11 protein-coding genes are annotated in these 21619 nt (G+C 68.9%); 6 read left to right on the top strand and 5 right to left on the bottom strand.

Annotated features, from left to right (window positions below; translation table 11 throughout):
- Window positions 1–44: 44 nt before the first annotated feature.
- The 3 genes from ABZ348_RS24235 to ABZ348_RS24245 form a co-directional block, all read right to left on the bottom strand.
- Window positions 45–1748, bottom strand: coding sequence for an NAD(P)/FAD-dependent oxidoreductase (locus ABZ348_RS24235; protein ID WP_358936338.1), 1704 nt, complete (start codon window positions 1746–1748; stop codon window positions 45–47).
- Entirely contained in the window at window positions 1738–11277 is a 9540-nt protein-coding gene (locus ABZ348_RS24240) for an amino acid adenylation domain-containing protein (protein ID WP_358936339.1), read from the bottom strand. The genes ABZ348_RS24235 and ABZ348_RS24240 overlap by 11 nt, the downstream gene beginning before the upstream one ends.
- A 103-nt stretch (window positions 11278–11380) precedes the next feature.
- Window positions 11381–12328 carry a sterol desaturase family protein gene (locus tag ABZ348_RS24245; protein ID WP_358936341.1) on the bottom strand — a complete coding sequence of 316 codons (948 nt, stop codon included), beginning with the start codon at window positions 12326–12328 and terminating at the stop codon, window positions 11381–11383.
- A gap of 631 nt (window positions 12329–12959) precedes the next feature.
- On the opposite strand from ABZ348_RS24245, the gene ABZ348_RS24250 reads away from it, so the two are divergent.
- Together ABZ348_RS24250 and ABZ348_RS24255 are read left to right on the top strand one after the other, a co-directional pair.
- A complete protein-coding gene (locus ABZ348_RS24250; protein ID WP_358936343.1) occupies window positions 12960–14540 on the top strand; it encodes an FGGY family carbohydrate kinase in 1581 nt (526 codons plus the stop codon).
- Window positions 14537–15565 (top strand): NAD(P)-dependent oxidoreductase, encoded by a 1029-nt coding sequence (locus ABZ348_RS24255; protein ID WP_358936345.1) that lies wholly within the window; start codon window positions 14537–14539, stop codon window positions 15563–15565. The genes ABZ348_RS24250 and ABZ348_RS24255 overlap by 4 nt, the downstream gene beginning before the upstream one ends.
- A gap of 356 nt (window positions 15566–15921) precedes the next feature.
- On the opposite strand, the gene ABZ348_RS24260 is transcribed toward ABZ348_RS24255, so the two are convergent.
- A complete protein-coding gene (locus ABZ348_RS24260; protein ID WP_358936347.1) occupies window positions 15922–16557 on the bottom strand; it encodes a class II aldolase/adducin family protein in 636 nt (211 codons plus the stop codon).
- 31 nt (window positions 16558–16588) lie between these two features.
- Window positions 16589–17560: a sugar-binding transcriptional regulator gene (locus tag ABZ348_RS24265; RefSeq protein WP_358936349.1), complete on the bottom strand. Its 972-nt coding sequence runs from the start codon at window positions 17558–17560 to the stop codon at window positions 16589–16591.
- A 199-nt stretch (window positions 17561–17759) separates the two neighbouring features.
- On the opposite strand from ABZ348_RS24265, the gene ABZ348_RS24270 reads away from it, so the two are divergent.
- From ABZ348_RS24270 to ABZ348_RS24285, 4 genes are all read left to right on the top strand, one after another.
- Window positions 17760–19127, top strand: coding sequence for an MFS transporter (locus tag ABZ348_RS24270; protein ID WP_358936351.1), 1368 nt, complete (start codon window positions 17760–17762; stop codon window positions 19125–19127).
- Window positions 19128–19439: 312 nt separating this feature from the next.
- Window positions 19440–19715: a DUF3040 domain-containing protein gene (locus tag ABZ348_RS24275; protein WP_358936353.1), complete on the top strand. Its 276-nt coding sequence runs from the start codon at window positions 19440–19442 to the stop codon at window positions 19713–19715.
- Between the two features lie 179 nt (window positions 19716–19894).
- The gene (locus ABZ348_RS24280) at window positions 19895–20395 is read left to right on the top strand and encodes a MarR family transcriptional regulator (protein WP_358936355.1); all 501 of its coding nucleotides are present in this window, start codon (window positions 19895–19897) and stop codon (window positions 20393–20395) included.
- Between the two features lie 143 nt (window positions 20396–20538).
- Window positions 20539–21186, top strand: coding sequence for an isochorismatase family protein (locus ABZ348_RS24285; RefSeq protein WP_358936357.1), 648 nt, complete (start codon window positions 20539–20541; stop codon window positions 21184–21186).
- The last annotated feature ends 433 nt before the right edge of the window (window positions 21187–21619 follow it).

Below are 21619 nucleotides of genomic sequence, written 5' to 3' on the forward strand. Positions count from 1 at the left end.
CCCGACGCCCGGGACTCTTCGTCATGAATGAGTCATGAAAAACGTCATGAACCGGAATCGCCCCGACCGGGCCTTCGGTCCAACTGCGGCAGGTGCCCGAACTTGTCGCGGTGCCACGGTTCCGTCGGCGTGCTCTCCCACGCGGTGAAGGGCAACCCCCACTCCTCGCACAGGTACTGGGTCACGAAACGTCCGGTCGACGCGGCACGGATGAGCCCGCCGAGACCGACCCACTGCCCCGCCATCGAGAAGTCACGCAACCCCGGCAGCCGCATGCGGTCCTTGCCGACCAGTTTCGCCGCCACGTCGTCCGCCTCCGAGAACGCCTTCCAGGCCAGGATGCTGCCGTCGAAGTTCCCCGTGTACCGCTTGGTGGTGGCCGGTGACGCCACGTCGACCAGCTCGATCCGGTCGGCGATGCCGGGCCGGTGCCGCTCCAGGAACTCCCGGACGAACACGGCCACCCGGCGCTTCTGCGCCCAGTACTCCTTGCGGTCGCTGGTGCGCAGCTTCTTCCAGTACGCGTAGTCACTGAAGTAGGTGCAGTGGATGACCGACTTCCCCGGTGGTGCGAAACCGTCGGAGTACCGGGAGCGCAGCTGCACCACGATGCTCCGCTGCAGTGCGCCGGGCAGCCGGTCGGCGTCCTCGGGGGAGAGGAGGTAGGTGGTGCTGTGGGTCCGGTCGTCGCCGAGGTCGCCCGCCACGCCGACGAAGGCGGAGACCACGGCGGGGAAGAGCGTGCCTGGAGCGGTCAACAACTCGTCGTAGAGCTTCTCGATCCGCGGTCCCGTGTACTGGCCGCCGAGGAGTGAGTAGATGGTGGTGTGGCCATCGCAGGCGGACACGACGTGGTCGGCGTAGTACCGCTTGCCGTTGGTCAGCTGGACCCCCACCGCACGGTCGTCCTCGACCAGCACCCGGCCGACGCGGGCCCGATACTCGATCGAGCCGCCCAACGAGGTGTAGCGCTCCTCGATCGACCGGGCCAGGGCGAGCGATCCGCCCTGGGGGAAGCCGGCGTTGCGGTGATGGGCGCCCGCCATGTTGAACAGGTACGGCAGCAGGGGAAAGCCCTCGGGGTCCTGGAAGAAGATGTTGCGGAAGGCCCGTCGCAACAGCGGGTCCTGGAACCGGTCGGCGAAGGTGTGCATGGGCGTCGCCGCGGTCCGCCAGAACAGCCGGAACGCGGGGAGCACCGTCTTGAGGATCGCCGCGCGCTCCCGGACGGTCCGTAGCGCCGGTGCGGTCAAGAAGGGGTACAGCTCGATCGAACAGAACCTCCGCAGGTCCCGGCAGAACGACTCGATCAGCCTGGCGTCCTCGGGCGACAGCTCCAACAGGTGCTGCTCAAGCCGCCGCGGGTCGTTGTAGAACGTGACCGATCGGCCGTCCTCGTCGACGACCCGGTTGAACATGTCGAAGTGGGTGATCGACTTGCCGTCGAGCGCTCCGAGTTCGCGCCACACCTGGTGCGCCTCGTTGCCGGGCGCGGTGCCGATCAGCCACTCGATGCAGTAGTCGAAGACATATCCGTCGCGGGCCCAGGCCGTGCAGCAGCCGCCGGGAAGGACGTGCTTCTCCAGGATCAGGGCCTGCATCCCACTCATCTGGGCGTAGCAGCCGGTTGACATCCCGGCCACACCGGCACCGATGACGATCACCCGCGGTCGATCGCGGGGCGTGCGCTTCCGTACGGCGGTTGCGGGCGGACGGCTGGTCCAGTCGAGCGTGCCTTCATCGTGCATGGGCGGTCCCGTCCGCCGACAGGACCCGGTGTACGAGTCCGGTGTTGTGGGCGAGATGATCCGGATCGAGCATGTCTGCGTGGACGCCCGAGCCACGGAGCACGGTGTGGACGGTGGTGGAACTGCCGTCCCAGGTGCCGTACGCGCCGGCCGCGTAGAGTTCCGCCTTCTCCTCGTCCGTGATGACGCTGACAGCGGCGGCGACCTCACCGAGATTGGGCGTGCGACCGCAGAAGGCCAGGTACTCCGCGGCGTGCTCCAACGTCTCCCGGGCGACGATGTCCGACCCGGTGTGTTTGCGCAGGTGCTCGCGGAGCTCGCCTTCGAAGGCGGTGATGTGCTCGTGGCCGGCGACGTACGGCTCCTGGATGCGTTGGGAGTCGAGGATGATCACATGGGCGACTTCACGCCCCCGGCGCTCCAGTTCCTTCGCGGTTTCGAAGGCCAGATTGCCGCCGAGGGAGTAGCCGAGCAGTAGACAGCGCCCCCGGGGCTGGACGTTCTCGACCAGATCGGCGTAGCGGGCCACCTTGTCGCCGCCCGGCAGGTAGTTGAAGGCGACGAACCGGTACTGCGGCAGATGCCCGGCGAACCCCCGGTAGACGAGCCCGTGACCGCCCGCCGGAGGGAAGCAGAAGACGCGCTCGCCCGGGCCGGTGTTGAACCCGATGTAGGGCGTGTGGTCTTCGCCGCCCCGCTCGACGAGTTCCTCCACCGCCGCGGCCATCCCGTGCAGGGTGGTGACCCGGTACAACCGGCTGACGGGGATGGTGATGCCGAACTCGCCCTGGAGGTGGTGGATCAGTTCGATCAGTTTGATCGAGCTGCCGCCGCATTCGAAGAAGTCGTGCTCCAGCCCGATCGTCTCTCGTCCCAGGAGTGCCGTCCAGTGACGGGCGATGCTCTGCTCGTACCGGGTGGCAGGCGCCTCGTACGATGTCTCCTCGTCCGCGCCCCCTCCCTGCACGGCCGGTGGCGCGGGCAGCGCGGCGGTGTCCACCTTGCCGTGCGCGGTCAGCGGCAGCGCGGGCAGTTCGATGAAGTGGGAGGGGATCATGTACGTGGGGAGGAAGCCGGCGAGATGGCGGCGCAGTGCGCGCCGGTCCACTCCGGTGCCCTCATCGGGGACGCAGTAGGCGCAGAGCACGGCTTCGCCCCGGGCGTCCGGGCGGACCGCGACCACCGTGCGCGCCAGCCCCGGCCACTGGGCCAGTCGGGATTCGATCTCATCGATCTCCATGCGGTGACCGTGCAGTTTGATCTGGGTGTCGGCCCTGCCCAGCAGGTGGACGCGCCCCTGTGCGTCCCAACGGGCCAGGTCACCGCTCCGGTACAGCCGTGCGGGTGCGGCGTCGGACCGACGGCTCAGCCTTCGGGTCACGAAGCGCTCCGCCGTCTGGTCCGGATCGCCGACGTAACCGGTCGCCACGCCGGCGCCGCCGATCCACAGCTCACCGGGCACGCCGGGCGGCACCGGTTCGCCGTGGGCGTCGAGGACGTGGAGCGTGCTGTTGGCGAGCGGCTTGCCGACCGGGACCATCCGGCCCGGCTCCAGATCGTCGACCGGACCCTCGAAGTAGGCGCTGTCGATGGTGGCCTCGGTGACGCCGTAGGAGTTGACCACCCGGGTCTGCGGGCCGGCGAGCCTCCGCAGCCGCTGGTACTCCTCCACCTTCCAGGCATCGGATCCGACGATCAGCAGCCGGAGGAAGTCCAGCCCCACCGCGTTGATGTCGCAGTGGTCCATGAGGCCGCGCACCACGGCCGGGACGAACTCGGCGCAGTCGACGCCTTCCTCCCGCATCGTGCGGTACAGCCGCGCGGTGTCGAAGAGCAGGTCACGGTCGACCAGCACCAGACTCCCGCCGGAGCACAACGCCCGCACCACATCGCCCGTGAACACGTCGAACGACGGAGCCGCCATCTGGAGGTGCACCCCGAGACCGGCCAGCCCGTACTCGTCACGCCATGCGTCGTACGCCGACGCCAGATTGCGGTGGCTGACCTCGACGGCCTTGGGACGGCCGGTGGAACCGGAGGTGTGGATCAGGTACGCCGGTGAGTTCGGGTCCAACGCTGGGGCCGGTGGGCCGGAGGCGAGCGCATCAGCGGTCGGGGCGACCGGATCGGGTCGACCCGGTGCAGCCACCCCCAACTCGGCCAGTGTCAGTGTTTCGACGGGCAGGCCCGGCAGCCCGGCCCGGCCCGTGACGTCGCCGACGACCAGCAGTACGGCGTTCGCGGTGTGCACCATCTGGGCGATCCGCTCCACCGGATGATCGGGCTGGATCGGCAGATACGCACCGCCGGCCTTCAACACCCCCACCAAGGCGACGATCAGCTCGGGCGACTTGTCGAGGCAGAGGGCGACCACCGCGCCGGGGCCCACTCCGAGGTCGACCAACCGCGTGGCCAGTCGATCGGATCGGCCGTCGAGTTCGGCGTACGTCAGCTGCCGGCCCTCGCTCCCGGGAGCCGCGGGTACCCGTACGGCGATCGCGCCGGGACGCTCCGCAGCCCGCTGCCGGATGAGTTCGTGGACGGCCACCGTGGGCTCGGCTTCCACGGTGGGGCCGGCGGTGAGGGCGAGGCGTTGTGCACCGCTCCACTCATAGGACAGCCGTTCGTGTTCCGCGTTCCCCAACATGTCCAGTTCGGTGACGGACACATCGGAATCGGCGCGGGTCAACCGGTCGAGTAGATGGACGTAGTGCGATGCCAGCCGCTCCATCGTCTGGGGCAGGAAGAGATCGGTGTTGTACTTGAACACGCAGTGGAAGCGGTGCTCGGCCTCGTCCTCGTAGGCGGAGAGCGTCAGGTCGAACTGACCCTCCTCCTCCGGTAGTTCAATGTACTGGAGGCGGTAGCCGTACTTCTCCGTCGCCACCTTGTGGGTGAGGAGGATGAACATGGCCTGGAAGACCGCGGACCTGCTGGGATCGTGTTGGAGGCCCAGCTTGTCGACCAGCAGCACGAACGGGTACTCCTGGTTGTCCAGCCCGCCCAGCACGGACCGGCGGACCTGCTCCAGCAGGGCGGAGACCGACGGTTCCCCCGACAGATCCGCATGGAGGGGGAGGGGATTGACGAAGTACCCGTACACGGACGAGAACTCCTGCCGGGTGCGACCGGTCACCGGACTACCGACGATCAGGTGGTCCTGCCCCGAGTAGCGGTGCAACAGGATGTAGTAGGCGCTGAGCAGCACCACGAACGGCGTCACCTGGTGGGCACGAGCCAGTTCGTGGACGCGGGCGCTGAGCCCGGCGTCCAGGACGAAGAACTCCGAAGCGCCGTTGTGGGTCTGCACGGCAGGACGGGGCTTGTCGACGGGAAGGTCGAGGAGTGGTACCCGCTCCGGGAGGTGCGAGCGCCAGTAGTCGAGCATCCGCTCGGCGTCCGGGCCGGCCAGGAAGCGGTTCTGATCGTTGAGGAAGTCGAGGTACCGGGCTGACACCGCAGGCAGCTGCGGTTCCACATCGCGCCGCAGGCCCTCGTAGACGGCCAGCAGTTCCTCGATGAAGGTGAAGGTCGAGATGGCGTCCGAGACGATGTGGTGGACCGCCTTCATCATCACCCAGCGGTCGGGCGCCCGCTTGAACAGCCGGAACCGGAACAGCGGGTCATGAGCGAGGTCGTACGGTTTGCGGTACTCGCTGACGATCGTGCGGTGGATGTCCTCCCACGCCTGCCCCTGCACGTCGAACAACAGCACGTCCGCGGTGACGTCCTCGTGGACGCGCTGGACGGCGTGCCCGTCGGCCAGGTGGAAGTTCGTCCGTAGCGCGGGGTGGCGCGCGACCGTCCGCCGCACCGCATCGAACATCAGCTCGGGATCGAGTTCGACGGCGATCTCCACCGCCCCGCCGATGTTGTAGGCGTAGCCGTCGGGATTGAGCTGTTTGAGGAACCACAAAGCCTGTTGGTTCTGCGTCAGCGGGTACTCGTGCTCGTCTTCGAATACCTGCCACGCGGCCGGAGCGTCGCTCGCGGTCTCACTCGCCACCACGGCCACCAGGGCGACGTACACCTGCTCGACAAGATCGACCACCGGCGTGCCACTCAGCAGCGCCACCACCGGGAGCGCGATCCCGAAGTCCGCTTGGATGCGCCCGCGCAACTCCATCGCCAGCAGGGAGTCCAGGCCCAGCACCCCGAGGCCCGCAGCGGAGTCGATCCGCTCCGGCCCGGTTCGCAGCACGGAGGCCGCCAGTGCAGTGAAGCGCTCGGACACCAGGGAGCGACGCTCCTCCTCCGTCTCGGCGGCCCGGAACGCATCGACGAGATCGTGTCCGGTGCCCAACCGGCTCGGCGGGGCCGCAGCGGCGAGCTCGCTCACCAGATCGGGCGCCGTGCCGTACCAGGAGGTGAAGACCGGCCAGTCGACCACGGTGGCCACGAGCAGTTGCGCCCGGTCCTGACCGATGACGCGTTCCAGCACCGCCATCCCCACGTCCGGTGCGAGGGAACTCATCCCGCGGTTGTTGAGGTAGTGGTCGACCAGTCCCAGTTCCTCGATCATGCCGGTCGCCCACGGACCCCAGTTGATGCTGAGGGCAGGCAGACCCTGCGCCCTGCGGTGCTGTGCGAGGGCGTCCACGAACGCATTGGCCGAGGCGTAGTTCGTCTGGCCCGCCGTTGTCAACAGGGACGCGATCGACGAGAAGAGCACGAAGTGCTCCAGTGGCTCGTCCTGCAGATACCGATGGAGCAGGTGTGCACCGATGGCCTTCGGGCCGTGCACCCGGTCGAAGGTCTCCCGGTCCATCTCCGGTACGAGTGCGTCCCGCACCTGGGCCGCAAGATGGAACACCCCACGGATCGGCGGCGGATCGCCGCGCCGGTACTCGTCGAGCCAGTTGACCAGGGCCTGTTCGTCGGTGATGTCGACCCTGGCCGTGATCGGCTGTGCCCCCAGCGACTCCAACTCCTTCAGAAAGGCGATCGCACGACCTTCGGCGGTGTCCGGATCGATGAGACGCCACCGGTCGCGGTCGGGCAGCCGGGTGCGCCCCAGCAGGATCAGCCGACGGGCCCCGCGCTGGACGAGGGTCCGGCACAACAGGCGTCCCAGCGCGCCGAACGCCCCGGTCACCAGATAGCTGCCGTCCGGCCGCAACCGCAGTGGAAGCGGCTGGGTCAGCCCGTCCGCCTGCCGAATCCGGCTGGTGAGGCGGTGTTCACGGCGGAGCGCGATCTCCTGTTCGTCCGCGGTGATGATCTCCCGCAGCAGGGCGTGTGCCCGACGCACGGCGGGCCGTTCCCCGTCGGCGGGGTCGTGGAAATCCACAGGATCGAGGTCGATCAGCTTGCCGCGGTGTCCGGTGAGCTCCTGTTGCCACAACACCCGCCCGACTCCCCACGCCGGAGCACCCAACGGTTCGACCCGGTCCTGTGGCAGGACGGCCTGCGCGCCCTCGGTGACGATGTGGAGCCGACCGCCGACACCGGCCGACAGCAGGACGCGCGCCAGTGCCACGAGCGAATAGCTGCCGGTGTTGCCGTGCGTCACCAGGTCCGCGGCCGAAGCCGACGCGAGGCCCGGAAGGTCCAGGTTCCAGAGGTGGACCACTGCGCCGAAGGCACTTCCACCCTCCATCCGGAGTGCCGAGAACACCTGCTCCAGCTGCCCGGTCGACCCGGGAACGACGGTGAACTCCCGTCCCGCGGTGCGGCGGCACCTCACGGGCTCGTCGTCGGCCCGGTAGGACTCGCCGGGGTGCACGAGATGGCACCGGACGCCCCGTTCGGCTGCCAGGCCGGCCAGTGCTGCGCCGACGCCCCGGGAGTCGGCGAACACGAGCCAGTCGCCCTGGTCCGCCTCCGTTCCGGGAGCCAACGCCTCGACCGCGAAGGCCCGCGCGAGGTCGCTCGTCGCCTCTTCTGACGGCAGGGCGGGGCGCTCGATCCACACGGTTTCGGTGAGCCAGGAGTCGATCGTCCCCCGGCTGACGGTGGTGGAAGCCGTCTCCACGTCCGCCACGCGGAACTCCGAGACGAGACCGAGCGCCGTGCCATCGTCCGCGTAGAGGGCGATGTCGCCCACGAGTTCGTTCCCGTCCGTGCGCGTCACCGTGGCGTGCACCCACAGGGGTCGGTCCCCGACCGGCGCGAGGCTCACCTCCCCGATGGAGAGCGGCAGTCGGATCCCACTGCCGGGCGGTCGGGCCCGTGAGGGCAGGAGTTGGGGGGTGAGCAGTGTCTGGAAGCAGGCGTCGAGCAGGACGGGATGGATGTGGTGTTCGGCTGCGTCCCCGTCGATCGCGGCCGGCGGTCGCAGCCGCGCCAGGGCCTCGTCGGGGCCGATCCACACCTCGTCGACGGCCCGGAACGCCGGACCGTAGTGGTAGCCGAGTGCGGCGAGTGCCGTGTAGCAGTCGTCACCGTCGAGCCTGCGCTGGCTGCGTGCCGCGACGGCTGTCCACTCCAGGCCCGGGCCGAAGGACCGACGCTGTCCCGTACGGACCACACCGGTGGTGTGCACGGTCAGATCGTCGATGGCGTGTCCTTGGCCGCCAGGTGTCGAGGCGACGGTGAACGCCGCACTCTCCGCCGACAGACAGAGCGTCACGGTCTTGCGTTCTCTCTCCGGCAGGAAAAGCGCCCGGCGCAGTTCGATGTCCCCGAGGACCACGTGCCGACCGCCCGTGAGGGTACGGACCGCTTCCGCCGCCATCGCCAGATAGCCCGCCGCGGGGAAGACGACGGCGTCCTGCATCCGGTGGTCGGCGAGATAGGGCAGCACCTCGGCGTCGATCTCGGCGTGCCAGGTCGGGTCGGGGTGGTCGGCGCGGCGGCCGAGGAGCGGATGGTCGTGTTCCCCGAGGCGTACCCGTGCGACCGGCGCCGGCTCCGTCCAGTGACGGTCGCGCTTCCAGGGGTACCGGGGCAGGGGGACGGGCGAGCCCGCGGGGTGGAGGACATCCCAGGAGATGGGGACGCCGACGTTGTGGAGCGTCGCCAGGGACGCGGCGAAGCGATCGGCTTCCCTCTCCTGTCGACGGATCGACGGGATGACCTGGCAGGTCAGCTCGCGCTGGTCGAGGGACTCGCGGATGGAGTGCCCCAGGACCGGATGGGGCCCGATCTCCAGGAACAGGCGGTGTCCGTCGTCGGCGATGCGGTCCACCGCGGCACGGAAGCGCACCCGGTCCCGGACATTGCGCCACCAGTACTGTCCGTCCAGTTCCGGACCGTCTGCGACGCCTTCGTACGCCGTGGTATAGAGCGGCACGCGGGCGGGTCGGGGCTCCAGCCCGGCGAGTGAGCTCAGCAGCTCGTCCTTGATCAACTCCATGCCGGCGCTGTGGTAGGGCACCCGCACGGCCAGGAACTTGGTGAAGACCTGCTCGGCGCGGAGTTCGTCCGCGAGTGCCGCGAGTGCCTCCTCCTCGCCCGCGAGGGTGACGGCGGTGGGGCTGTTGACCGCTGCGATGGACACCCGGCCCCCGTAGGGCAGGACTCGACGGTCGGCCTCCTCCTCGGTGAGGCTGACGGCGAGCATGGTGCCCGTGCCCGAGAGCTTCTGCTGGAGGCGGCTGCGGTGCACGGCGATGCGCACCGCGTCCCGGAGGTCGTACACCCCGGCTTCGTAGAAGGCGGCGATCTCGCCGGTGCTGTGGCCAACGATGGCATCCGGCCGTACCCCGTGGGCACGCCAGAGCGCCGCGAGCCCGATCTGGAGGGCGAAGTTCGCGGGTTGTGCGAGCCAGGTCTCGCCCATGTGCGAGGTGGACTCGTCCGCGGTCATCTCCTTGATCAGGGACCAGTCGGTGAGCGTGCGGATCTCACGGTCACAGCGCAGGACCGCGTCGCGGAACACCGGCTCCGTCGCCAGGAGTTCACGGCCCATGCCCCACCACTGGGGTCCCATTCCGGTGAAGACCCACACCAGCCGTCGATCCGCCTCGTCGAGCAGGCGTCCCTGCACCGCGCCCGGGTGGGGTTCGCCCCGTAGGTAGGCCGCGAGGGTCTCGTCCAGCGACGCACGGGAGGAGTAGACGAACGAGAGGCGCGACTCCAGGTGCTGCCGCCGGTGGGCCAGCGTATGGCCGATGTCGGTCAAGGACGCGACGGGGCCGTGGACGCCGGCGAGTTCACGGTGCAGGCCCTCGGCGACCTGGGGCAGGGCATCGGCGGTGCGGGCGGTCAGCGGGAGGATGTTCCAGGCGCGGGGCGAGGGCGCGGCGGGTGTCGCGGCCTCCTGCCGCGGCGGTGGCTCCTCCAGTACGACATGGGCGTTGGTGCCGCCGAAGCCGAAGGAGTTCACCCCCGCGCGGGCGGGACCGTGGTGCTCGGGCCAGTCGACGGCGGCCGTGGGGATCGCGTACGGGAGCGATGCCGGGTCGATCGCCGGATTGAGCCGATCCAGATTGATGTGCGGGGGGATGCGCCGATGGCGCAGGCACAGGGCTGTCTTGATGAGTCCGGCGATTCCAGCGGCCGACTCGGTGTGGCCGATGTTGGTCTTGACCGACCCGACGTAGCACTTCGCGCCCGGTGCCCGTCCGATGGACAGTGCCCGGCCCAATGCATTGGCCTCGATCGGGTCGCCGAGCGGGGTGGAGGTGCCGTGTGCCTCCATGTACTGCAGGTCACCCGGCGTGATGCCGGCTTCGGCGCAGACGCGTTCGATGAGGGCGACCTGTGCGTCGGGGTTGGGGACGGTGATGCCGTTGGTACGGCCGTCCTGGTTGACCCCGCTGCCGAGGACGACGGCGTGGATCGGGTCTGCGTCGCGCAGGGCGTCTTCCAGTCGCTTCAGCGCGACCACGCCCACGCCTTCGGCCCGTACGTAGCCGTTGGCCGCCGCGTCGAAGGTGCGGGAGCGGCCGTCGGGGGAGAGGAACCCGCCCTTGGTCTCGGCGATCGTGTACTGCGGAGCCATGTGCAGCAGCACTCCGCCGGCGAGGGCGAGCGTCGTCTCCCCACGGAGCAGGCTCTCGCAGGCGAGGTGCACGGCGACCAGGGAAGAACTGCACGCCGTGTCGATGGACAGGCTCGGGCCGCGGAAGTCGAAGCAGTACGAGATGCGGTTCGACACCATCGTCATCATCGTGCCGGTGGCGGTGTGCGCGGCGAGCGAGCCGAAGTCGAGGTCGGAGAACTGGAGGATCTTGTAGTCGAGGGTGAAGGCGCCCATGAAGACGGCGACGTCGCTCCCGGCGAGTTCCGACGGCCGCTGACCACCGTCCTCCAACGCCTCCCAGGCCACTTCCAGGAGCTTGCGCTGTTGCGGATCCATATGGTCCGCCTCGCGCGGGCTGATACCGAAGAACGCGGGGTCGAACTCGTCGAAGCCCTCGATGTAGCCGCCCCGGCCGCCGACCAGTCGTCCCGGCTTGTCCTTGTACCGGCTGGCCAGTGTGGAGACGTCGTACCGATCGGCCGGCGTCGGGGTGATGCAGTCCTTTCCGTCTATCAGATTCCGCCAGAACCCCCGGTGGTCCGACGCGCCACCGGGCAGCCGACAACCCATGCCGATGATCGCCACTCGGCCGCGCAGGGGGTTGCGGGTCGCGTCAGCCATGGTCGAACTCCTCAATGTCGTGGCGCTGTGGCACGGAGGGACACGGTGGGGAAGTGCGGGGTGGGTGGGTCCCGCAGGGGTGCGGAGGGCAGGGGCCCGGCCGTCAGTTCCCAGGGGTGTCACCGCCGTCCCGTGGTGGGCGGCGGGCGGGATGGAGGAGGCTGGCGACGATCTGGCCGGTGTCGGGGAAGGACGCCGGATTGCTGAGGCCGACCGCGACGGGTGCGCGACCGGGCCGCCAGGTGTAGCTGCCGAAGAGGTGGTCCCAGACGGAGAGGTCGGACCCGTAGTGACCGGCTTCGGACAGGGCGGTGCTGTGGTGCAGGCGGTGCTGTTCGGGGCTGGCGAGTAAATGGTTCAGACGGCCGATGTGCACGTCGATGTTGGCATGGACGAAATAGCCCTGAGCGGTCACGAAGAGGCCCACGACGAAGACTGATTCCCGAGAGAATCCCGCAAGGGCAAGGGCCAACTGCACAAACCCTTGGGCCAGGACGATATCGAGAACATGATTGACCCCATTGTTGGCGACATTCACCTTCTGTGGAACGTGGTGCACACCGTGGAGGCGCCACAAAAGGGGTTGGGTGTGCCCCAGTCGGTGTACGAGATAGCTGGCCAGCGAGCCCAACAGGAGGGCGCTGGGAATCTCCACACCCAGGGGGAGCGCGGGCACCGTGGGCGACAGCGCGGCGACGGCCGTGCTCACCAGCGCCTGGGCCAGAGCACTCCCCACCATGGTGAACAGGAAGTAGATGCCGTACCAGCGCCATTCGCTGCGGCTGGGATGCCAAGCGCGGTCGTACGGAATCAGCCTTTCGAGGGCGGTGAGGTAGAGCAGGACACCCATGAGGAAGAGGGGACTGATCCGGGTGGGATCCCATTCCCTGCTCAGTGCCACCCCTCCGGTCACCAGGGTGCCGACCAGGAGGGCGGGATAGGCCGCGCGTCGCAACACCGAGCTCATCGACGGGCTGCGGACGGACCCCTCCCCGGCTGCTTCCCGCGCGGGGGTCGTCTCTCCGTCGGCTGCTCTGTTGAACTCTTCCATCCATGGCTCCTCTGGGAGGGACACGGCATAGCGAAATCGATGAAGAACGGAGTGGGGAAAGCACAGTGAATCGCCCAGGAGTGCAGCCCGTGAAACGCGGCCGTTGGGCATTGGTATGTGGTGAAAATCTATTGCGTGATCGTGAGGTGCTCGAAAGCCAAGGGTGTCGGTGCGCGGGAAACGAAATGCGATTCCTGAAATTCTTTCGACAGAATGGCCCGCTACGCTACCGCCCTTATTCAATATTTATTGAACAGGGTTCCCGACAGTTAGGGAATGAAGCCGATGATTTTTAATCAATGTGAGTTACATAGTGCTACTAGTCACTTGATAGGAGCTTCCCGGTGTGGGTCCGGGCGTCGGTCCGACTGTGGTGGCGCCCGGTGCTCGCCGGGTTCGGGATCGTGCGAGGTCCCCTCGCGTGTCGCGCTGCCGGGCGGCCCCCTCGGGCGCACGGGGTTCGTCGTCGTTCCTGAGCCCGGTCGATCGGAGTCCGTGGGGAAGTGCTGGTGCGGGTGCGTGGCGAGGCCTCACGCCGGACGGTTGCCCGGGACGGTTGACGGTGACAGCGCGCCCGCCTAAATTTGCTGCACTTTAGATCGTTCGATGAACCAATGTTCATGATGTGGTGATGGGAGGTTCATCAGTGGCTCGGCAGGCAGTGGTCGGCATCGACGCCGGCACGACCGCGGTCAAAGCGGTGGTCCTCGCTCCGGACGGCGAGCAACTCGGTTGGTCGCGGGTGCCTTTGGCCGTCGTGCACCAGGGCGACCGGGTGGAGCAGGACATGGAAGCCGCATGGTCCGCGGTCTGCAGCACCGTGCGTGCGGCTCTTCGGCAGGCAGGCGGAGACATCGATGTCACGGCCGTCGGGGTGACCGGCCAGGGGGACGGGGCTTGGCTGGTGGACGCCACCGGACGACCCTGCGGCCCCGCCGCCATCTGGATGGACGGCACCGCTGCGGCCCGGGTCGAGGAGTGGGAGTCGGACGGCCGTGGCGCCCTGGTGCGGGACGTCACAGGCTCCTCTCTGTTCCCCGGGGCCCTGCCGGTCCTGCTGGAGCAACTGGAACAGGACCACCCGGCCCGACTGGAGCAGGCCGCCCACCACCTCAACTGCAAGGACTGGATCCGCTTCCGGCTGACCGGTGAGATCGCCACCGATGCCTCCGAAGCGTCCCGGACTTACCTCGACGTGGCCACCGGAACGTACTCGGACGCACTGATCGAAGGACTGGGACACCAACGCTTTAGGCACCTCCTCGCGCCGGTGCGAGCGCCCTGGTCCACCGCCGGCACGATCCGTGCGGAGGCCGCAACGGCCACCGGCCTGCCGGTGGGGGTGCCCGTCGCCACCGGCCTGGTGGACGCCGCGGCCGGCGGCATCGGGCTGGGCGCACTACGCCCGGGCGATGCCTATCTCATCGTGGGGACGACCGCCTTCACCGCGACCGTCCGTGATCGCAAGGGGCCCTCACGGGCGGAAGCCGCGATCACATTGGCAACGGGCCTCGGCCGACAGGTGCTGGAATGCCTCGCCCCGATGGCGGGTGCGCCCAACCTCGACTGGGTCACCCGGGTGACCGGGCTGGACGGCAGAGGTTGGGCGGAGGTCGAAGAACTCGCCGCGGCAGCAGGCGCGGGCGCCGGCGGTGTCGTCTACCTCCCCTACGGCTCGCCCCACGGCGAGCGCGCACCCTTCGTCGACCGGGCGGCATCCGCCGCCTGGGTGGGGATGAGCATTCGGACGACGGCGGGGCAACTGGTGCGCGCCGTCTACGAGGGGATCGCGTTCACCGTGCGCGAGTGTCTGGGGGCGCCGGTCGACGGCGGGGTGCTGCGGATCGCCGGTGGATCGGCCTCGTCCGATCTGCTCTGCCAGATTCTCGCGGATGTCGTCGGCAGGCCGGTCGAGCGCTCCACCGCACCCGAGTTGGGGGCCCGTGGCGTCGCCGCGCTGGCCATGGTCAGCGGTGGTACGGCCACCGACCTCGATGCGGCACTCGCTGCGCTGGCCCGTCCCGTCGATGTGTTCCTGCCCGATCCTGCGTCGCGTGACCTCGCGGACCGACAGGCGCTGGCCTTCGCCGCGGCCAGGGACGCACTGCGTTCCGTGTGGCCGTCCCTGCGTGAACTGAGGGCCTCGACCGAAGCCCTCCCGTCCCCCTTCCCGGAGTCGGCGCCCGACGTCGACGGAACGGAGTCCTCGTGACCAGTGCCCGTACCTCCCCGCGCCCGCGACTGCTCATCACCGCCCCCTTCGACCCCGCGGCTGTCACCCGGCTCGCCGAGCTGTTCGATGTCGATGTGGTCGAGCCGTCCATGGCCGGTGCCTCACTCGCCAGGCCCGAACTCCTCGACCGTCTCGCGGTGGCGGACGCCGTGGTGTGCGAAGTGGACGAGGTCGACCAGAAGGCGCTGGACGCGGCCCCGGCACTGAAGTTCGTGGTCTCCTGCCGGGCCAGTCCGGTCAATGTGGATCTGCCCGCGTGCACTCGACGGGGCATACCGGTGGCCACCACTCCGGCACGCAATGCGGAGATCACCGCCGATCTCGCCTTCGCGTTGATCCTCTCCACGGTCCGCCACACCAGCGCCGCCGAACGGTGGATGCGGGCGGGCCACTGGACCTCCGACGACGTCTTCGAGCCCTATGCTCGGTTCCGCGGAATCGGTTTGGGCGGTCGCACCCTGGGGATCCTGGGCGGCGGCGCCATCGGGCGTCGAGTGATGCGCCGGGCCCTGGCGTTCGGGATGGACGTGCTGGTGTACGACCCCTTCCTCGCGGCTGACGCATTCGGAGACCAGGCCGAGGTGGTGGGCTTGGACGTACTGATGAGCCGTTCCGACGTCGTCACCGTGCACGTTCCCCTCCATGAGTCCACCGTCGGGTTGGTCGGCGCCGAGGAGATCGCCCTGATGCGCCCGGATGCGTACTTGATCAATGCGGGTCGGGCGGCCGTGGTGGAGGAAGCGGCGCTGCTCTCGGCCCTGCGGGAGAAGCGGATCGCCGGCGCCGGACTCGATGTGTTCTGGAGCGAGCCGCCCACGACCGACGACGAGTTGTTCCGGCTCGACAACGTCACCCTCACCCCCCACATCGGGGGTGCGTCGGACGATGTCATCACCGAACACTCGCGGATTGCGGAACGGGCCCTGCGCGTCTGGGCCGAGGGCGGACGGCCCGCAGCCGTGGCCAACGCCGCCGACCTCCCGGTCGGCGCACGCCAGGCTTGACGGCGAGAGGTACGGGCGCGGCAGGCACACCCGAGGTCATGCCCGCCGCGCCCCGTACCGGGGACGGTGACGCCCTCTTCGGCCCCGAGCGCATAGGCGTCCACGACGGCGCAGGCCGCCGGGGGCGGAGTGCCCTCGCATGTGCCCTCGTATGCGGGCCTACCGCAGGCAGTAGCTCAGCAGCACGGTGAAATCGGTGGCCGACCGGCCCCTTGGGCGTCCGGTCGGCCATCGGCTTGCCCCCTCGCCGGGGCTCCCTCGGGCCCGTGGACCCGGAGGCGGGCACCCCACCATCCACGGGCGGGCACCCCGTGCATGGTGGGGTGCCCGCCCGGGGCCGGGGAGGACGTCAGGGCCTACGCATGGTGGAGGGCGGCCAGTTCCGACGCCGGGAAGGAGGCGGTGGTGTTGCCCAGGGTCAGGGCCCGATAGGTCGCCACGGCGGCCTCCTCCAAGTTCATCGCACGGCGGAACGCCATCCCTATGTCCGCGCCCAGCGAGGAGCAACCGTGGTGCGAGAGCACCATGCAGTCGTGCTTGCGCGCCTGCTCGGCCGAAGCGTCGGCGAGCTCGTCCGACCCGTTGGGATGGTACGCAACCGTGCCCACGGAGCGGACGTAGTACGCGTGGTCCAGGGTGATCAGACGGATCTCCTCACCCACCGCGTCCAGCAGGACCGCGTGTTGGGGATGGAGGTGCACGACGCAGTTCACATCCGGACGCACCTCGTAGGTCCGTTGGTGCAGCTTCCACTCGCTCGACGGCTTGGCCGCGCCCCCGGTTCGCTCGCCCGCCACCGTCATCACGGTGAAGTCCGTGGGCTCCAGCCGGTCCAGCCAGGTCCCCGCGCCGGTGACGACGAACTCATCGCCGCCCGGCAGCCGTGCGGAGAGATTGCCGCCGCTGGCGAGGACCAGCCCGCGCTCCACGGCGAGCCGCCCGACCTCCGCCAACTGTTCGCATAGGCCGTCAAGGGTGTGTACCGGCTTCACTTCAGGTCCTCTCGTCGGATCGCCGGCCCGTTCACGCCGGCCGTTCTGTCCGGGCATCGGCGCTCGCCAACAGCCCTTCGGCGGTGCTGACATCGGTCACCAGCACATTGATCAGTCCCTCGCGCACCGCGACGTCCAGTGCCGGACGCTTGTCGGCGCCGCGTGCCACTCCGATGCGGACGGGCACCGCCCGCAGCTGGTCGAGGTCCAGACCGATCAGCCGTTCGTCGACCTCGCCGGCCACCGCGGCGCCGTCCGCGTCGAAGAAGCGCCCCGCGATGTCGCCCACCGCGCCCCGCTCGCGGATGCCGGCCAGTTCTGCCGGGCTCAGGCCCTGGACGAGGACGCCGGCGTCCGAGTTCGTACCGCCGATCCCGGCGATCAGGACGTCCGCCGAAGCGGCGCGCTCCAACGTCTCCTGCACGGCCGGGTCCTCCCGCCACACCTGCGCGGCCTCGACGTTGCGGGCGAGCAGGGGTGCGGGGAGGTGGTAGGCGTGCCCACCGACGGCAGCGGCGAAGGCCAGGGCGAGTTCATGGGAACTCGCCGCTCGCGAAATCCCACCCCTACTGCCGGTGAGGGGCACGATGCCCAGATTCAGGGCCGTGGCGGAGCGCAGGTGCCCGGGGATCGCGGCCACCGACCCGGACAACCCCACGGCGACGGTCGTCCCCTCGTCCAGGAAGGTGCCGACGCAGTCGGCGGCCACCGCTCCCAGTGAGTGGAGCGCTCGCGTCTCGTCCGCGAAGGTGGGACCGACCCATGCCTGGCGCAGCGGGTACGCCTGCCCGAGGGCCGATTCCAACCCGACGAACAGATGGTCGTCGCTGTGCACGGTGATCTCGACGATGCCGACCCGGCGGGCTTCGGCGAGCAGCCGGGTCACCTTGATCCGGGAGAGCCCGCAGAGGTCGGCGATCTCCTGATGGGTGAGGCCGTGCTCGTAGTACAGGCGTGCGATCTTGCCCAAGGGCGGCTGCTTATGACCATTTGTTCTGTCCATTGATCCTCCGTTCGGATCTTGCCCCGCCGCTCAGTTGCCGGTCAAGGGTCCGCAAGCCTGGTGGACGGGTGCCTTCCGGTTGGCGCTGAAAGGTGGCGGGGAAGGCTTGACACCCACAGGGGCGCCACTCATATTACATGCACTTTGGTTCGAATATTGATCAGATGTTCACGCATCTGTGGTGCATGCCGGAGGGCCCATGACCACCTCGCCCCATCCCGCGGCCGAAGCCGCCGCGCCCCGTCCGGGGTTCCTGGAACGCCAGGGCATCGTCCGTCCGCTGGCGTTCGGCTTCCTCGCCGTCATGCTCTTCATGGTCGGCGACGGCATCGAAGTCGGCTTCCTGTCCCCGTACCTTGAATCCCGGGGGCTCTCCGGCAGCGAGGTCACCCTGTTGTGGACGGTGTACGGATTCGTCGTCGCCGTTGCGGCCTGGCTCTCCGGGGCCCTCGCCGAAGCCTGGGGACCGCGCCGCGTCATGCTGTTGGGCCTCGGCATCTGGGCGGTCTTCGAAGTCCTCTTCCTGACCGTCGGTGTTGCCGCGGGGAACTACCCGGTCATGCTCCTCACCTTCGGCATCCGTGGCCTGGGCTACCCCTTCTTCGCCTACGGCTTCCTGGTGTGGATCGCGATGGAGACGCCCGGCGACAAGCTCAGCCGCGCCGTGAGTTGGTACTGGTTCGCCTCCACGATGGGCCTCGGCGTCATCAGTTCCTACTTCGCCGGTGCGGTCATCCCCGTCATCGGCGAGATGGCGACGCTCTGGCTCTCGCTCGCGTTCGTCGCCGCCGGCGGCTGTCTGATCGTCTTCCTGGTCCGGGCCCGAGTCGTCACCAAGCCCCCGGAGACGACGAAGGAATCCGTCGCCAAGATGTTCAACGCGCTCACCATCGTCAAGACGCATCCCCGCGTGGGGATCGGTGGTGTGGTCCGTCTGATCAACACCCTCTCCTTCTATGCGTTCGTGGTCTTCCTGACGACCCACATGGTCAATGAGGTCGGCTTCTCCACGGCACAGTGGCAGACCATCTGGGGCACCATGCTGTTGGCCAACGTCGTGGCCAACCTGCTCTCCGGCTATGTGGCCGACTGGATCGGCAGCGTCAACACGGTCGCCTGGGTCGGCGGACTCGGCTGTTGTGTGACGGTGCTCGCACTCTTCTACGTGCCCGAGGCCGTGGGCCCCAACTTCGGTCTCACCCTGACCGTGGCCATCTTCTACGGGCTGGCCCTCGGGGCGTTCGTCCCCCTGTCCGCGATCATGCCGCTCCTCGCTCCCCGTCACATAGCCAGCGCGGTCGCCATCCTCAACCTGGGCGCGGGGCTGAGCCAGTTCGCCGGGTCCGCCATGGCGGGTCTGGTGGGACCGCTCGGCATCGAGGCCACGGTCTGGGTGATCGCCTCGATCTATCTGCTGGGCCTCGGCCTCACGTTCTGCCTGCGGCAGCCGGCACCGGAGCCCGGTGCGGAGGCGGAGTCGTCCGTCGTACCACGCCCCGGGGCCGCGGGTGCGAACCCGGCCACGGAGCCGGTCGGTGCCGCACCGGCGGGACGGTCGGTGCGATAGACGGTCGGTGCGATAGGAAGGAAGCCCCGACGCATGACGGCGGTGGTGCCCCGGACGGACGCGGGCGCCACCGCCGCTCGCGTTCCGCGGCCCGTGTGCGTCGTACCCCGCTCGAAGGCGTCGCCCCCGCGCCGGGGCCGGTGAGTGCCGGGCGCGGTGGTGTTCCTGCCCCGGCACTGGCGGACCCACGGGAGCTGAGCGACATTGGAAGGGGTGTCCGCCTGCGGACACCGATGGACCCGAGGGTGTCGTAACCCCGCGCCAAGGGACGCCGTGAAGTGAGAGGTTCCCTCACGCTTCTGGGAGGTCACCATGTCGGCCAGACCGTTGACGGACCGCGAACAGCAAGCCTGGGCAGAGCTGGAGAGCGCCTTGCGGCGCGACCGCCGGTTTGAGCGCCGCGTCGCCGCAGCCCCGGTGCGCCCACGATGGCGAAGGGCGCTGCTGCCGCTGATGGCGGTGTTGTCGATGACCTTGCTCGTCGTCGGAGTGACGAGCTCGCACCCCTTGGTGATCGCCGCCTTCGGCGTGGTGTGGACGGCGACCGTCCTCGGTGTGTTCCGGTTGCTGTTTCGCGCCTTCTCGTGACGGGCGTGCCGCCGGTGGTGCTTCTCCGTAGCACCCGAACCGCTTCCCGCCTCTAAGGCGGACGCCGGCCAGGATGCTCAGTTGATTGGACCGCCGTAGGGGCCCGCGTTCTCCGGTGTGAGCCGCCCGCGTACACGATCTGCGAAAATGTTGTGTACGCATGCAACGAGGAGGCGGCAATGTCCCAGGCAGTACCCCGGTCCACGTCCCAGTCCACCCCCACCGCGACGTCCCGATCCTTCAGGGTCGGTGTGTGGCGGTCCTTCATGGAGATCCACCACGCGGTGCTCCGCGAGATCGAGCGCGAGCTGGCCGAGCGGCACCGGCTTTCGGTGAGCGAATTCGACGCCCTGGTGAACATCCCCCTGGGCGGTGCGCGACTCAAGGACCTCAAGGAGCGGATCGTGCTGACGCAGAGCGCGGTGAGCCGGCTGTGCGATCGACTCGCGCAGCGCGGGCTGGTCACCCGCACGCCGATCGAGGAGGACGGTCGTGGCGCACTGATCGAGCTCACCGAGGAGGGGCGGGGGTTGCTGCGGGCGGCCGTCCTGACCAACGCCGAGGTGGTCGAGAGGTCCTTTGCGAGCCGGCTCTCGGCGGATCAGCTGCTCTCCCTGCGCGGCATCCTCGATGGGCTCCAGACCGCTGAGGGCGCCCGGGAGTGCGATACGGCTGTGTGACCCAGATCACCACCAAGAGGTGGATGGTCACGGAAATACCTACGGAAGGCTGCCGGTTAAGATGAATGCGCAAGCAACAAAAAGCTTGTGGTTGGCACCTGAACCGCGGCCCCAGGGTCGCTTCACCCCAAGGAATCAGCGACATGAGCAGCAACAGCTACCTGACCAACCGGTTGACCCCCGAGAACACGGGCATCCTGCTGGTCGACCACCAGACCGGTCTGATCCTCGGCGTGCAGGACCACGACCAGAACGAAGTCCGTCGCAACGCCCAGGCCCTGGCCCGTACCGCGAAGGTCTTCGGTCTTCCCATCGTGGCCACCACGTCGGCGCCCCAGGGACCCAACGGGCCGCTCCTGCCCGAACTGGTCGCCGAGCTTCCCGACGGTGCGCCGATCATCCACCGCACGGGCGAAGTGGACGCCTTCGACGACCCGAACTTCGATGACGCGGTCCGTGCCATGAACCGTCCCAACCTCATCATCGCGGGTGTCATCACCGACGTTTGCTTGATGTTCGCGTCCCTCTCCGCACTCGGCCGCGGCTACGAAGTCCACGCCGTCTTCGATGCGTCGGGCACCACCAACAAGCTCGCCCGTGAGACGTCCCTGCTGCGCCTCCAGAACGCCGGCGCCACCCTCAACAGCACCGTGGGTGTCGTCTCCGAGCTCCTGCGTGACTGGAAGACCCCCGGTGGTGCTGGCACCGCCGACATCTTCAGCAACCTGGCGATGCCCTTCTACGGGGCCGTTTCCGCCAGCCACCAGGCCGCGAGCGGCAACCAGGGCTGACGTTCCCCGTACGCCCGGCGCCGCCGCCAAGGGATGGAACGGAGGCACCGGGCAGGTGACACCACCCTCCGGATGGACAAGGGGCCCGTCCGGCGGGTGGTGTCACCCCCTGCTGCGCCCCCTGGAGCTTCGTGCTCCAGGGGGCACAGACATGTCCGGGCTCGGAGCATGGCGGGCGCGGCTGAAAATGGTGCTCTCGTGCGATCGGTATGTGCTGTGTGCTACGCCGGTCACTGGCCGTCCGAGTGCGCGCCTGCGACGAGAATGACGCGGAGCGAGCGACCGAACTCACCGTCTTCCAACGCACGCCTACCTATGCCCTGCCGGCCCTGAACCGTCCGTTGCCGTAAGCGGCCAACGAGACCGTGGCGGAGTCCGTACGGTCCAAGATCCGGTCGACCGTGGTCGACGCGGAAACCGCTGAGGCGCTCTC

It is taken from the genome of Streptomyces sp. NPDC005963, from assembly GCF_040638655.1.
GTDB lineage: Bacteria > Actinomycetota > Actinomycetes > Streptomycetales > Streptomycetaceae > Streptomyces.

Excerpts from the sequence above, each read along its gene's own strand:
- ABZ348_RS24235 (WP_358936338.1), bottom strand. The coding sequence starts at position 1,748 with ATGCACGATGAAGGCACGCTCGACTGGACCAGCCGTCCGCCCGCAACC.
- ABZ348_RS24240 (WP_358936339.1), bottom strand. The coding sequence starts at position 11,277 with ATGGCTGACGCGACCCGCAACCCCCTGCGCGGCCGAGTGGCGATCATC.
- ABZ348_RS24245 (WP_358936341.1), bottom strand. The coding sequence starts at position 12,328 with ATGGAAGAGTTCAACAGAGCAGCCGACGGAGAGACGACCCCCGCGCGG.
- ABZ348_RS24250 (WP_358936343.1), top strand. The coding sequence starts at position 12,960 with ATGGGAGGTTCATCAGTGGCTCGGCAGGCAGTGGTCGGCATCGACGCC.
- ABZ348_RS24265 (WP_358936349.1), bottom strand. The coding sequence starts at position 17,560 with ATGGACAGAACAAATGGTCATAAGCAGCCGCCCTTGGGCAAGATCGCA.
- ABZ348_RS24270 (WP_358936351.1), top strand. The coding sequence starts at position 17,760 with ATGACCACCTCGCCCCATCCCGCGGCCGAAGCCGCCGCGCCCCGTCCG.
- ABZ348_RS24275 (WP_358936353.1), top strand. The coding sequence starts at position 19,440 with ATGTCGGCCAGACCGTTGACGGACCGCGAACAGCAAGCCTGGGCAGAG.
- ABZ348_RS24280 (WP_358936355.1), top strand. The coding sequence starts at position 19,895 with ATGTCCCAGGCAGTACCCCGGTCCACGTCCCAGTCCACCCCCACCGCG.
- ABZ348_RS24285 (WP_358936357.1), top strand. The coding sequence starts at position 20,539 with ATGAGCAGCAACAGCTACCTGACCAACCGGTTGACCCCCGAGAACACG.